14 protein-coding genes are annotated in these 13,051 nt (G+C 68.5%); 10 read left to right on the top strand and 4 right to left on the bottom strand.

All coding sequences use genetic code 11. The features are described 5' to 3' along the window. Positions 1 to 17: 17 nt before the first annotated feature. Positions 18 to 635 (bottom strand): outer membrane beta-barrel protein, encoded by a 618-nt coding sequence (locus QTI51_RS09125; protein WP_286515944.1) that lies wholly within the window; start codon positions 633 to 635, stop codon positions 18 to 20. A 345-nt stretch (positions 636 to 980) separates the two neighbouring features. On the opposite strand from QTI51_RS09125, the gene QTI51_RS09120 reads away from it, so the two are divergent. Next, positions 981 to 1,442: a 2'-5' RNA ligase family protein gene (locus tag QTI51_RS09120; RefSeq protein ID WP_353506514.1), complete on the top strand. Its 462-nt coding sequence runs from the start codon at positions 981 to 983 to the stop codon at positions 1,440 to 1,442. Between the two features lie 39 nt (positions 1,443 to 1,481). On the opposite strand, the gene QTI51_RS09115 is transcribed toward QTI51_RS09120, so the two are convergent. Continuing rightward, positions 1,482 to 2,381, bottom strand: coding sequence for a helix-turn-helix transcriptional regulator (locus QTI51_RS09115; RefSeq protein ID WP_165933346.1), 900 nt, complete (start codon positions 2,379 to 2,381; stop codon positions 1,482 to 1,484). A 212-nt stretch (positions 2,382 to 2,593) separates the two neighbouring features. Between QTI51_RS09115 and QTI51_RS09110 the strand changes: the two genes are divergently transcribed. Continuing rightward, positions 2,594 to 4,600, top strand: a complete 2,007-nt coding sequence (locus QTI51_RS09110; RefSeq protein WP_207786614.1) for a TonB-dependent receptor — start codon at positions 2,594 to 2,596, stop codon at positions 4,598 to 4,600. Further along, on the top strand, positions 4,587 to 5,735 hold the full coding sequence (locus QTI51_RS09105; protein ID WP_116907614.1) for a PepSY-associated TM helix domain-containing protein: 1,149 nt from the start codon (positions 4,587 to 4,589) through the stop codon (positions 5,733 to 5,735). Before QTI51_RS09110 ends, QTI51_RS09105 begins: the two co-directional genes overlap by 14 nt. Before the next feature lie 36 nt (positions 5,736 to 5,771). Here QTI51_RS09105 and QTI51_RS09100 read toward each other — a convergent pair whose 3' ends face one another. Continuing rightward, positions 5,772 to 6,686, bottom strand: coding sequence for a LysR family transcriptional regulator (locus QTI51_RS09100; protein WP_116907615.1), 915 nt, complete (start codon positions 6,684 to 6,686; stop codon positions 5,772 to 5,774). Positions 6,687 to 6,815: 129 nt separating this feature from the next. On the opposite strand from QTI51_RS09100, the gene QTI51_RS09095 reads away from it, so the two are divergent. The 7 genes from QTI51_RS09095 to QTI51_RS09065 all read left to right on the top strand — a co-directional run bounded on the left by QTI51_RS09095 (position 6,816) and on the right by QTI51_RS09065 (position 11,900). Next, complete coding sequence (locus QTI51_RS09095) at positions 6,816 to 7,814, top strand: 2Fe-2S iron-sulfur cluster-binding protein (protein WP_116907866.1); 999 nt, start codon at positions 6,816 to 6,818, stop codon at positions 7,812 to 7,814. Positions 7,815 to 7,864: 50 nt separating this feature from the next. Next, on the top strand, positions 7,865 to 9,127 hold the full coding sequence (locus QTI51_RS09090) for an aromatic ring-hydroxylating dioxygenase subunit alpha (protein ID WP_116907616.1): 1,263 nt from the start codon (positions 7,865 to 7,867) through the stop codon (positions 9,125 to 9,127). After that, the gene (locus QTI51_RS09085) at positions 9,124 to 9,606 is read left to right on the top strand and encodes an aromatic-ring-hydroxylating dioxygenase subunit beta (protein WP_116907617.1); all 483 of its coding nucleotides are present in this window, start codon (positions 9,124 to 9,126) and stop codon (positions 9,604 to 9,606) included. The genes QTI51_RS09090 and QTI51_RS09085 overlap by 4 nt, the downstream gene beginning before the upstream one ends. Positions 9,607 to 9,617: 11 nt before the next feature. Then, positions 9,618 to 9,986, top strand: a complete 369-nt coding sequence (locus tag QTI51_RS09080) for a chorismate mutase (RefSeq protein WP_116907618.1) — start codon at positions 9,618 to 9,620, stop codon at positions 9,984 to 9,986. Further along, positions 9,983 to 10,966 carry a Bug family tripartite tricarboxylate transporter substrate binding protein gene (locus QTI51_RS09075; RefSeq protein WP_286515945.1) on the top strand — a complete coding sequence of 328 codons (984 nt, stop codon included), beginning with the start codon at positions 9,983 to 9,985 and terminating at the stop codon, positions 10,964 to 10,966. Before QTI51_RS09080 ends, QTI51_RS09075 begins: the two co-directional genes overlap by 4 nt. A 35-nt stretch (positions 10,967 to 11,001) precedes the next feature. Next, positions 11,002 to 11,322 carry a non-heme iron oxygenase ferredoxin subunit gene (locus QTI51_RS09070; RefSeq protein ID WP_093122176.1) on the top strand — a complete coding sequence of 107 codons (321 nt, stop codon included), beginning with the start codon at positions 11,002 to 11,004 and terminating at the stop codon, positions 11,320 to 11,322. Between the two features lie 86 nt (positions 11,323 to 11,408). After that, a complete protein-coding gene (locus QTI51_RS09065; RefSeq protein WP_116907620.1) occupies positions 11,409 to 11,900 on the top strand; it encodes a RidA family protein in 492 nt (163 codons plus the stop codon). Positions 11,901 to 11,916: 16 nt separating this feature from the next. On the opposite strand, the gene QTI51_RS09060 is transcribed toward QTI51_RS09065, so the two are convergent. Further along, on the bottom strand, positions 11,917 to 13,005 hold the full coding sequence (locus tag QTI51_RS09060) for a DUF72 domain-containing protein (RefSeq protein ID WP_116907621.1): 1,089 nt from the start codon (positions 13,003 to 13,005) through the stop codon (positions 11,917 to 11,919). Positions 13,006 to 13,051: the final 46 nt, after the last annotated feature.

Here is a 13,051-nt window from a genome sequence, read left to right as displayed (position 1 = left end):
GTCATTGGATCAGGGAGTCAGAAGCTCGCCTTCACGCCCACCGTCAGCATGCCGCCCTTGACCTGCTTCGACAGCTTGCCGAAGTAGTCGTAGTCGGCGGTGATCGCCAGGTTCTGCGTCACGCGGTACTCCGCGCCGAAGCCCGCCATGAGCCCGGTGGAGCCGCCCGAGAAGCGCTGGTTGCCAGTCGCCCAGTTGTCACCGCCCGAGATGCGCCCATAAGCCACGCCCAGCCGGCCATTGACCGCGAACGCATCGCCCAGCGGCAGCCGCGCCGTCGCCGCCGCGTACACGGCCTGGCCCGAACCGCTCTGCAGCGTCGAAATACCGTAGGCCGAGGTCCACTGGCTCACGCGGCCGAGGCGCGCGTAGCCGGCTTCCACGCCGAAGTTCGGCGTGAACCGATAGCCGCCGTAGAGCTTGAAGGCGGTGCCGGCCTTGCTGGCCTTTTCGCCGCCCCAGGGCACGGGAACGCCGTTGCCCGAAGAGAGGCTGAAGCTCGAGCGGCCGATGGCGCCGCCCGCATAGAAGGGGGATAAGGGGGACTCTTGTTCGGGGCCCGCGGCGTGTGCGCCCATGGCGAAGGTGCCGAGCAGAAGTGCGGCGAGAAGGGTGCTGGCTTGCGAATGCTTCAAGATGAAATTTCCTGTTGGGAGTCGTCGGGATCGATGTGGCAGGTGAGCGGCAACCGAGGGCCATTTGAGGCGTACAAGGCCTGTTCACCGGCGTGCGACGATTCTGAAATTCCAGCCTGAAGACCTGCTTGGCGGATGCTGAAGAACACATGAAGCGCGCGGCCCATGGGCGATGATCGAGGGATGTCAGAACAGTTTCTTCTCCCCGGTATCGCTCCCCCGCAGCGGCCCCTGCCACGCCCTCGCAACAAGGTGCAGCGCAAGGAACCGCAGCCGCATTCGCTCTTTCTCGCACTGCTTCCCCACACACAAGACGCCGCCACGGTGGCCGCGCTCGGCGAGCGCATGAATTCGCAACACGCACTCAAGGGAACATTGGTCGAGGCGCACCGCCTGCATGTCACGCTGTTCGATCTGGGCGACTACGTGCAGGTGCCGGCCGACAAGGTCGCACAGGCTTCGAACGCGGCGGCTTCGGTCGCCGCGCCCACCTTCGACGTGGTCTTTGAAAAGGCCATGAGCTACACCAAGGGCGCGCTGGTGCTGTGCGCCGACGCTGAAGACAACGTCTCCGCCCTCAGGACCTACAGACAACGGTTGGGCGAGGCGCTGGCCGATGCGGGGCTGAAGCCCGCGCGCGCGTTCACGCCGCACATGACCATCGCCTACGCACGGCGCAAGCTGGAGAAGCACGCGCTCGAAGCGCCCGTGCGCTGGGCCGCCGGCGCGCTCGTGCTGATCGACAGCCATGTGGGCGAGGGCGTGCATGAAGTGCTGGGCCGCTGGCCCGAAGCCGTGGCGGCCTGACGCGCCGGGTCACTAGCCCCCGCGTTACCAGCCTCCGCCTCACTGGCCCCCGCGTCGCCGGTACTGCAGCGGCGTGGTTCCGAACTCGCGCCGGAACTGCCGCGCCAGGTGGCTGGTGTTGGAGAAGCCGCAGCGCAGCGCCACTTCCTCCACGGTGAGCGCCGTGTCGCGCAGCAGCTTTTCCGCAAGGCGGCAGCGGCTTTGCAGCACGTACGCGTACACGCTCATATCGAACAACGCCCTGAACCCCTGCTTGAGCGCGGTCTCGCTCAGACCGGCGACACGCGCGATGTCGGCCACGCGCAGCGCTTGCGACGGGTGGCTGTCGATGTGCCTGCGCGCCGCCAGCAATCGGCGGCGGTCGCGGCCCGTCAACGCGGCGCCGGCGTTTTCTTCCGCGGTGGGTGAGGCGGCCTCGGCCGCCATCGTGAGCCGGCTGGCCACGCCGTGCAGCGCCTGCAGCGCGTGGCACTCGAGTTCGAGCAGCGGCAGCGGCTCCTGCGGCAGGCCGCGCTCCGACAGCGTGCGCGCGAACTGCATCAGCCATGGGTCCATCGGCAGCCTCGCGAGCCAGGCCCTGGCGTGCGCGGGCGCATGCACCTCGAAGTCGCCACGCGAGACCGGCACGGCGGTGCCGAAGACCTTGCGCAGCGCCAGCGGGTAGTGCAGCAGCACGGCCCTGAAACGCGCGTGCGCCGGAATGAAGTCTTCGCCGTCGAAGGGCTCCCAGCCGCAGCTCAGCAGGCAATGCCCGTCCAGGAACTCGCACGGCCGGCTGCGCCCGCCCATCAGGAAGTGGCCCTTGCCCTCGAGCAGCAGCACGAGCGACAGGTGCGGTGGCACGCCGGCCGAAGGCAGCACCAGGTCCTGCTCGACATGGCGGTCGACCAGGCCGACCCGCACCGCCTCGTGCGCGTCGCTCCAGGTTGCGCCGACCAAAGCATTGCTTTGCCGGGCGTGTTGCGGAATGACGAGGCGGCGGGTGGGCGTGCGCAAGGCGGAGGAGGGCGACCTGCGATGTCGCCAGATAAGAATCGTTCGCATTCTATTGCCGCATGCTGCTCTTTCGCGCCCGATGGTGTTTTTTCGGTCCTGCTAAAGCTCCTACCTTCAACGCCTTTGAAGCACACCCGGAAGAGGACAAGACATTCATGAAAACCGCAGCACGTTGCTGGGCAGGCTTGGCGCTGTGCGCCGGCAACGCCATGGTGCAGGGCGCATCGGCGCAACAGGCCGGGGACGCATCGGCGGCCCTGCCGACCGTGAACATCAGCGCCACCAAGCGCGAGCAGAAGGCCGCCGACATCGCGGGCCTGGTCGACACCGCCACGCGCGACGACCTGGCCGCGCGCGGCCTGCAGAGCGTCGACCAGATCGACCGCGTGTTCCCCGACGTGCACATTCGCCCGCGTTCGAGCCGCGCGTATTCCAGCGTCACCATCCGCGGCCAGTCGTCGGTCGATTTCTACAACCCCACGGCGCAGCTGTACGTCGACGGCCTGCCGCAGGACCAGGCGCTGTTCGCGCAGATGCTGCCGCAGGGGCTGGAGCAGGTCGAGGTGCTCTACGGACCGCAAGGCACGCTGTACGGGCGCGGCGCGGTGGGCGGCATCATCAACGTGGTCACGCGCAAGCCTGACAACAAGCTGCGCCTGGACGCCACCGCCCTCATGACCTCGCAAGGTCGCACGGGCCAGCTGCTGCTGAACGCGCCGTTGGTCGACAACGCGCTGTATGCCGACATCGCCATCGGCACGCGCAAGGACCGCGGCGACATGAAGGACATGGACACCCGCGCACGGCTCGGGGACAGCGAAGACGCCAACGGCCGGCTGCGCCTGCGCTATGCGCCCACGGGCGGCCCGCTGGACGTGATGTTCACCGCCGCGCGCGACGTGCTTCGCTCCGACGAGGAGTACTTCGTGCTCGGCCCCGACCTCGCGGCGCGCCGCGCGCTGCCCATGCCTTCGCACTACAAGCTCAAGACCAGCAGCTACGGGCTCACCGCGTCGTACGACCTGGGCCCCGTGGTGCTGTCGTCGCTCAGCGGCTACCAGGACCGCGACTTCGACCGCACCGTGTTCGGCAGCTACACGCCCGAGACGCAGAAGACCTTCAGCCAGGAATTCCGCGTGGCCTCCAGGCCCGCGCCGGGCCAGGCCTTCGACTACGTGGCGGGGCTGTACTTTCAGGACATCGACTTCCAGCGCGCGGTACCGGCGGCCACGCTCGGCTCGCAGCAGCGCATTCGTTCGTACGCGGCCTACGGCGAGCTCACCTGGCACGCCACCGACCGGCTCGACGTCACGCCGGGCCTGCGCTTCGAGCAGGAGCGCGCCAAGGCCGACACCCGCTACGCCACCACCGCGATGGCCGGCGAGAAGAAGTTCGACGCCACCTCGCCCAAGCTCGGGCTGAACTACCGGGTGAGCGACGCGCTGAACGTGTACGCGCTGTACAGCACCGGCTTCAAGGCGGGCGGCTTCACCCGCGCCGTGACGCCGCAGAACATCGGCTTCACCTACGAGCCGCAGAACTCGCGCAACCTCGAAGTGGGCGCCAAGGCCGGCCTGCTCGACAACCGGCTGGAGCTGAGCGCGGCGGCCTACCTGGTGCGCACCGGCGACTACCAGCTCTCGGTCGGCCCGGTCGAGGGGCAGTACCTGCAGAACGTCGGCACGGTGAAGACCAGGGGGCTCGACCTCCACGCGAAGTTCCAGGCCACGCGCCAGCTCTACCTGCGCGGCGGCCTCGCGCTGAACGACAGCTGGTTCAGCAAGTACCGCAACCCGGCCAACCCCGGCACCGACCTCACCGGCAACAAGGTGCCGTACGCACCGCCGGTCACGGCCAACCTGGTCGCGGAGTACGTCGTTCCGCTGGGCGGCGGCGAACGCCGGCTGGTGCCGCGCATCGGCCTCACGCACGTGGGCAAGACCTATTTCAACGAGTTCAACACCACCGGCCAGAAGGCCTACACGCTGGTCGACGTGGGCGTCTCGTGGCAGGTCGACAAGAACCTGTCGGCCGACTTCTATGTCGACAACGCGGCCGACAAGGTCTACGCGGTGTACGGCTTCGCGGCCGGTCCGTACGGAACCGTGTACCAGCTGGGCAAGGGGCGAACGAGCGGCGTGCGGGTGAATGTCAGGTTCTGAGCGAATCCGCCCGGCGCCCGAGCCTGCGCGCAGCCCCGCACGCAGCCCCACGCGTGGGCGCGCCCGCTGGCGCTCGCTACACCGGTGGCTGGCGTACGTCTTCGGCGCCTTCTTCATCGTGCAGGGGCTCAGCGGCAGCCTGCTGGTGTTGTCGGGGCCGTTGGACGCATGGCTCAACCCCGAGCTCGACGTGCCCGCCGGGCGCCGCGTGCCGCTGGTGGACATGGCCGACGCACTGGAGCGCGAGCACCCCGGCGCGGTCGGCATCGGCATCACGCAGATCGACGACGCCGGCCGGCTCACCACCGGCTTCTGGCCCACGCCCGACCCGCTGATTCCCAGCGAGCGGCGCTACTGGCTCGCGCGGCTGCACCCGGGCACGGGCGAGGCGGTGACGGTCATGGCCTACGGCGCCTGGTCGTTCAAGCGGCAGGACCTGATCGGCCTGCTGTACGCGCTGCACACCAGCCTGACGCTGGGTGCGGTCGGCAAGCTGCTGCAGGCCGTTTCGGCGGTGTTCCTGTTGCTGCTGCTGGTGGCGGGCGTGGTCACGCTGGCGAACCGCATGCGGGCGCTGCGCGGCAAGCCGGCGTCGCAGATCGTCGATTCGCCGCCCGCGCGCTGGCACCGCCGGCTGGGCGCGGTGGCGGCGCTGGTGCTGGTCATCCTGCTGGCGAGCGGGCTGGCGCTGCAGTTCGAGACCGTGCTCGACCCGGCCTTCGGCTACCGCTCCGAGGCGCCTGCCGAGGGCACCGGTGCCGCGACACGCCTCACGCTGCGCCGTGCCTGGCAGGTGGCCGACGCGCGCCACCCGAACGCGCACACGCGGCTCATCATGGCGCCGTTCACCGAGGGCGGCGTGTTCCGTGTCGACCTGGTGCCAGGCACCGGGCCGCTGCAGGGCGTCAAGGTCGAGGTGTTCATCGACGCCTTCTCGGGCCGTGTGCTGAAGGAACGGCATGAGGGCGAGCGCGAAGGCATGCAGCACCTGCTGGGCGTGCTGGAGTCATTGCACGGCGGCACCATCCTCGGCGTGCCGGGGCAGGTGCTGGCGCTGCTGGCGGGGCTGCTGCCGGCGGTGTTCTTCTTCACCGGCCTGGCGATGCGCAAGCGCCGGCGGCGCGCGGGGCTTTAGCCCGCCATCGATCCTCTATCGGGTTTCTATCGGCCCTCAATCGGCATCCGCAAAGCTGTCGAACAGCAGCCCGCGCAACCACTGGTTGCCCGGGTCGCGGTGCACCTTCGCGTGCCAGAACAGGTTGATGGCAATCTGCGGCAGCGCGACCGGGTGAGGGCGCCACACCAGCCCGAAGGGCTCGGCGATGCTCTGCGCCAGCCGCTCGGGCACGGTCGCGATCATGCCGCTGGAGCGCAGGATGTGGCCGATGGCCACGAAGTGCGGCACCCGCAGCCGAATGCGCCGCTGGATGCCCTGCGCCGCCATCACGTCGTCGGCCTTGCCGTGGCCCGTGCCGGCGGCCAGCACCTGCACGTGATCGGCCGCGCTGAAGTCCTTCAGCGACACGCTGCGCTTGCGCGCCAGCGGGTGCTCCTTCGAGAAGATGCACACGTAGCGCTGCAGGAAAAGCCGGCGCTGGAACACGCCCGCCTTCAGCTGCGGCAGCAGGCCGATGGCGATGTCGACGTGCCCCGCCTCCAGCTCCTCGCGCAGGTTGGTGGCGGTGTTGTTGCGCAGGGTGCTGATGGTCACGCCCGGCGCGGCTTCAGACAGCACCTCCATCAGCCGCGGCGTGAAGTAGATCTCGCCGATGTCGGTCATGGCCAGCGTGAAGCCGCGCGTGCTGCTGGCGGGGTCGAACACCACCTGCTGGTTGAGCGCGGTGTGCAGCGCGCCCATGGCGTAGGCCACCGGCTCGGCCAGCTGCAGCGCGAAGGGCGTGGGCTCCATGCCGCGCGCGGTGCGCAGGAACAATTCGTCGCCCAGCAGCTTGCGCAGCCGCGCCAGCGCGTTGCTGATGGCCGGCTGCGACAGGCCGAGCGAGGCGGCCACGGCGGAGACGCGCTTCTCGGCCAGCATGCGGTCGAACACCAGCAGCAGGTTGAGGTCGATGTCCTTGAGTTGCATGGCGCACCTTTATTCAGCGCAGTGATGAAGAGGATTCACCAAATTCTATTGGTCAATCGGCAGCAGCCGCGCATCATCGGCGCCAAGAGACAAGCCGGGCCCCACGCACCGGCGCAAGAGAACACCACGATGGACCTGCACATTCACCCCCTTGCCCGCACCCTCCAGGTTCGCCCCGGCGCGAACCTGCTCGAAGTGCTGCGCGAGCACCACGTGCCGGTGTCGTACAGCTGCATGTCGGGGCGCTGCGGCACCTGCCGCTGCAAGGTGGTGTCGGGCCAGGTCCTCGACGGCGGGCAGGACGCCATCCGCCCGGACGGCGCCGATGGCCAGGGCGAGCGCTATGTGCTGGCCTGCCAGGCCACGCTGACCGAGAGCTGCGCCATCGAGATCCCGGAGCCCGACGAGGTCGTGGTGCATCCGGCGCGCATCCTGAAGGCCACGGTGACGGGCATCGACACGCTCACGCACGACATCCGCCGCCTGCGCCTGAAGCCGAACAAGCCGCTGGAGTTTTCTCCGGGGCAGTACGCGCAGCTGCAGTTCGCGCCCGACCTGGCGCGGCCGTATTCGATGGCCGGGCTCAGCCGCGACGCCGAGCTCGAGTTCCATGTGCGCAGGGTGCCCGGCGGGCGCGTGACGGCGCACATCTTCGAGCAGCTGAAGCTGGGCGATTCGGTGCGCGTGAGCGGGCCGCTGGGCACGGCGTATCTGCGCACCAGGCACCGCGGGCCGATGCTGTGCGCCGCGGGCGGCACGGGGCTCGCGCCCATCCTGTCGATCGTGCGCGGCGCCATCGCCGGCGGCATGACGCAGCCGATGCATGTCTACCTCGGCGTGCGCTCCGATGCCGACGTGTACGGCCTGCAGGAGTTGCGCGCGCTGCAGGCACTGCACCCCGGCCTGGCCGTGCACGTGGTGGTCGTTACCGGCCCGGCCCGGGACGGGCAGCGCGTGGGCCTCATCACCGACGCCATTCGCGCCGACTGGCGCGCCCAGCTCGACGGCTGGCGCGCCTACCTGTGCGGCTCGCCGCCGATGGTCGAGGCCGTCACGCAGCTGGTGCGGGGCAGGGGCCTGGCGCCCGAGCAGACGCATGCCGATGCCTTCTACCTGCAAGGCACCTGAAAACAAAGACACCTGGACAGACGACAGTTCACAAGAAAAGGAGACCCGCGATGACCACGCAAGTGTTCCCCATCGAGCTCGAATGGGAGAGCGACAAGAGCAGCCGCATTCCCTTCATGGCCTACACCGACGAGGCGCTGCACAAGAAGGAGCTGCAGCGCTTCTTCTACGAAAAGCACTGGTGCTACGTCGGCCTGGAGGCCGAGATTCCGAACCCCGGCGACTTCAAGCGCACCGCCATCGGCGAGCGCTCGGTCATCCTGTCGCGCGACGCCGAGGGCGAGATCCACGTGTTCGAGAACGTCTGCGCGCACCGCGGCATGCAGTTCTGCCGCGAGCGCCACGGCAACAAGAAGGAGTTCGTCTGCCCCTACCACCAGTGGAACTACACGCTGAAGGGCGACCTGCAGGGCGTGCCGTTTCGCCGCGGCGTGAAGCAGGACGGCAAGGTCAACGGCGGCATGCCCGCCGACTTCAAGACCGAGGAGCACGGGCTCAACAAGCTCAGGGTGGCCTCGCGCGGCGGCGTGGTGTTCGCGTCGTTCGACCATGAGGTCGAGCCGCTCGAAGACTTTCTCGGCCCCGACATCCTTCACTACTTCGACCGGCTGTTCGACGGCCGCAAGCTCACCATCCTGGGGTACAGCCGCCAGCGTATTCCGGGCAACTGGAAGCTGATGCAGGAGAACATCAAGGACCCGTACCACCCGGGCCTGCTGCACACCTGGTTCGTGACCTTCGGGCTCTGGCGCGCCGACAACAAGTCGGAGCTGAAGATGGACGCGCGCGGGCGCCACGCCGCCATGATTTCCACCCGCGGCACCGGCGGCAAGGCGGCGCAGGTGGCCCAGGTCACGCAGGTGTCCAGCTTCAAGGAGAGCATGCAGCTCAAGGACCCGCGCTTCCTCGACATCGTGCAGGAAGACTGGTGGAAGGGCCCGACGGCGGTGCTGATGACGCTGTTTCCCAGCCTCATCCTGCAGCAGCAGGTCAACAGCGTGTCGACGCGCCACATCCAGCCGGTGGGCCACGACGCCTTCGATTTCGTGTGGACGCACTTCGGCTTCGAGGACGACACCGAAGAGATGACGCAGCGCCGCTTGCGCCAGGCCAACCTGTTCGGCCCGGCGGGTTTCGTGTCGGCCGACGATGGCGAGGTCATCGAGTTCTCGCAGCAGGGCTTCGAGCAGAAGCCCTACCACCGCACGCTTGCCGAGCTGGGCGGGCGCGAGGTCGAGAACACCGACCACATGGTGACCGAGACCCTGATTCGCGGCATGTACCGCTACTGGCGCGAGGTGATGGAAGCATGAACACGCTCGACGCCAACGCCTACCTCGCGCTGTCGCGCCTGTACGCCGAATACGCCCATGCGGTCGACTCCGGCCAGTGGGAGCTGTGGCCGGCCTTCTTCATCGCGCAGTGCAGCTACCGCCTGCAGCCGCGCGAGAACCACGAGCGCAATCTGCCGCTGGCCACGCTGTCTTTCGAGAGCCGCGGCATGCTGGAAGACCGCGTGTACGGCATCAAGGAGACGCTGTTCCACGACCCGTACTACCAGCGCCACGTGGTCGGCCTGCCGCTGGTTCACCGTGTCGACGACGACGGCGCGATCCACAGCGAGGCCAACTACGCGGTGTTCCGCACCAAGCTCGACGGCCCTTCCACGGTGTTCAACGTGGGGCGCTACATCGACAAGGTCGTGCCCACGCCCGAAGGCCTGAAGTTCGCGTCGCGCCTGTGCATATTCGACAGCGAAATGATCCCGAACTCCATCATCTATCCCATCTGAAAACCAGAGCCATGCCAGAAAAAGAACCAGAGACACACGGCGCGCCGCTGCGCCGTTTCACCGACCCGGCCTACGTGCCGCTGTGCGCCAACCTTGCCGAGGTGCGCGAGAACATCGACCGGCTCGACCGCGACATCGTCGCGCTGTTGGCCGAGCGCGGCCGCTATGTGAAAGACGCGGCGCGCTTCAAGCGCGATGCCTTCCAGGTGTCGGCGCCGCAGCGCCAGCAGGAGGTGATCGACAAGGTGAAGGCGCTGGCCGAAGAGAAGGGCGCCTACCCCGAAGTGGTGGAGGCGGCGTACCGCGCGCTCATCGCGGGCTTCATCGCGCGCGAGCAGCAGGACCACCTGGGCATGGCCGCGGTGGAGGCGAAGGCATGACCCTCGCTCGCCTTTGCTTCGGCACTGCGTTCTCCGCAGTCGCGATGGCCGTCACGGCCATGTCGGCCCATGCGCAGGACTGGCCCCAGCGCCCCATTCGCATCGTGGTGCCGTTCGCGGCCGGCTCGTCGCCCGACATCCTCGCGCGCATCGTCAACGACAAGCTCGCCGCGCGCATCGGCCAGCCGCTCATCGTCGACAACAAGCCCGGCGCGGGCGGCAACACCGGCACCGACCAGGTCTCCAAGGCGCAGCCCGACGGCTACACCTTCCTGCTGTCGGTGAACGCGCCGCTGGTCTACAACACCATCCTCTACAAGAACCTGCCGTACGACCCGTTCAAGGACCTGGTGCCGGTGTCGCTCGCGGCCACCACGCCCAACGTGTGCGCGGTGTCGAACTCGATGAACGTCGATTCGGTCAAGGGCTGGCTCGACGCCATGAAGCGCAACCCGGGCAAGTTCAACTTCGCCTCCACCGGCAACGGCTCCATCTCGCACCTGGGCGTGGAGCTGGTCAAGGCCAAGACAAATTCGTTCGCGGTGCACATTCCGTACGCGTCGTCGGGCCAGGCGGTCACGGCCATCATCCAGGGCGACGTGCAGTACGCCTGCCTGCCGCCGGTCACGGTGATGCCGCAGGCCAAGGCGGGGCGGCTGAAGGCGCTGGCGGTCACGTCGGCCGAGCGCTCGGCGCTGCTGCCCGAGCTGCCCACGCTGCGCGAGTCGGGCCTGCCCGACATCCAGGCCGTGCCGTGGTTCGCCTACATGGCGCCCAAGGGCACGCCGAACGACATCGTGCAGCGCATGAGCCGCGAGATTGCCGCCGCGCTGAAAGAGCCCGAGACCGTCAAGCGCCTGCAGACCGCGTACTTCGACCCCGTGGGCAGCACGCCCGAGGCGCTGAACAAGTTCATGACCGAGGAGCTGCGCCGGTGGAAGCCGGTGATCGAGCGCGCCGGCATCAAGCCCGACAATTGATGCCCACGCGACAAGAAAGACAAGGAAACACAACGATGAGCACGATGACCTGGGTCGACGCCGCGGCGGTCGACGACGTTCCCTCCGACGACGTGGTGGGCATCGAGGTGCAGGGGCGCGACATCGCGCTCTACGGCACCGACGATGGCATCCACGCCACCGACAACATCTGCACGCACGGCCACGCGCGGCTGTGCGACGGGTTCCTGGAAGGGCACGAAATAGAGTGCCCGCTGCACCAGGGCCGCTTCGACGTGCGCACCGGCAAGGCCATGTGCGCGCCGCTGACCGAAGACCTGCGCAGCTACCCGGTGAAGATCGAGGGCGGCCGGGTGTTCCTGGCGTTCGAGGGCTGATCTGTTCCGGTCTGGAAGGGGGTTGTCTGTATCTGTTGCGACGAGGGTGGGCTGGCGACAATGACAGCCCTTTTCACGGAACCGCCATGACTCAACTGACCCGAGACCAGATCGCCGACCAGATTGCCGCCGAACTGGGCCACAGCTTCGACGGCGACATCATTGCCGGCGGCCACTACGTGCCGTTGGTGCGCGACGGGCGCACCGTGTACCTGAGCGGCCAGGTGCCGCGCGTGGGCACCACGGTGGTGGTGACCGGCCGCGTCGGCGACGCGACGTCGCTCGACAAGGCGCGCGAGGGCGCACAGATTTCCACGCTGCGCAGCCTCACGCTGCTGCGCCGCGCGCTCGGCTCGCTCGACGCCATCGAGAAGGTGCTGCGCGTGGGCGTGTTCGTGCAGTGCACGGCCGACTTCACGCAGCAAAGCGAAGTGGCCGATGCCGCCTCCGACCTGTTGCACCGCGTGTTCGGCGAAGCCGGCGTGCACGTGCGCACGGCGGTCGGCGTGTATCAGCTGCCGAAGAACGCGAGCGTCGAGGTCGAGATGACGGTCGCGGCGAAGCAGAACATCGGCTGAACCGGCTGGACCGGATTCAGCGTGTTCCCGTGAGGTCGCGCGCCAGCTGCGCGATGGTCAGCGGCGCGCAGCCTTCGGCGTTGTTGCTCACGGTGACGAAGGCGTTCTGGCCCGCGCGGGTGGTGCCCGAAATCACCTTGGCGAGGGCGGCGCGCGTTTGCGGATCGGGGTCGACGATCTTGTCGAACGGGCCATAGAGTTTTTCGGCGTCCTCGTAGCCGAAGCGGCCGTGGCGCCGGTGCAGGTTCCAGCGGCACACCAGCGGCCCCGGCCACAGCGCGCGCAGCATGGGCAGCTGGTCTTCGATGGGCGGCATCTTCGCGTGCAGGCCCATGCAGAAGGTGGCGCCCACGCTGCGCAGCATGTCGGCGAACGCGGGGTTCAGCAACTGCGGGTCGCGCACTTCCACCGCGATCACGGCGTCGGGCGCGGTCTGCTTCAGGCCGGGCAGCGCGTCGATCATCTCGGCGATGCGCGCGAGCAGCGCGGGCTGGTCGGCCAGGATGTGGCCCGGAATCGGGCTCAGCTGGAACACCAGCACGCCGATGCGATGGCCCAGCCCTTCGAGCGCGGGCAGCACGAACTCCTGCCGCGCGATTTCCGGGCTCAGGAACACCGGGTTGGCCTGCATGCCGCGGCCGCTCTCGTCGCGCACGGTGGCGTCGGTGACCAGGCTGGGCGCCTTCACCACGAAGCGGAAGTCGTCGGGCACCATGGCCGCGTAGCGCGCGTACTGGCTCGCGGTCAGGGCGCGGTAGAAGTTGCGGTCCAGGCTCACGGTGCGGAACAGCGGGTGCTTCGCGAGCGCGTGCAGGCCGTTTTTCGACAGCACGCTCTCGGCGTACTCGCCGTCCCACACCAGGTTCGCCCAACCTGGATAGCTCCACGACGAGGTGCCCAGGCGCAGGTTGGGCGGCAGCGCGGAGGCCAGTTCGACCAGCGCCGGGTCGGTGGGCGCGGGCTCGACGGTGCCGGTGCGCGACTTCTTTCTTGCGGGCGCTTCGGCGTCGGCCTTCGAGGGGGGCGGCAAAGGCAGCGTTGCCACCGCGGGCGCCTCTTCGGGCGGCGGCAGCTCGGGGAAAAGAGAGTCCTGTACTTCGGCCATGTCTGGGGCGGCATTCTCGGCCAACATCGAACACGCACGGCGTGGC

Origin of the sequence: Variovorax sp. J22G73 (assembly GCF_030317035.1) — a bacterium.
In the GTDB taxonomy this organism is placed as follows: Bacteria; Pseudomonadota; Gammaproteobacteria; order Burkholderiales; family Burkholderiaceae_C; genus Variovorax.
Note: the sequence above shows the minus strand (reverse complement) of the source record. Positions and strands in the feature narration are given on the sequence as shown.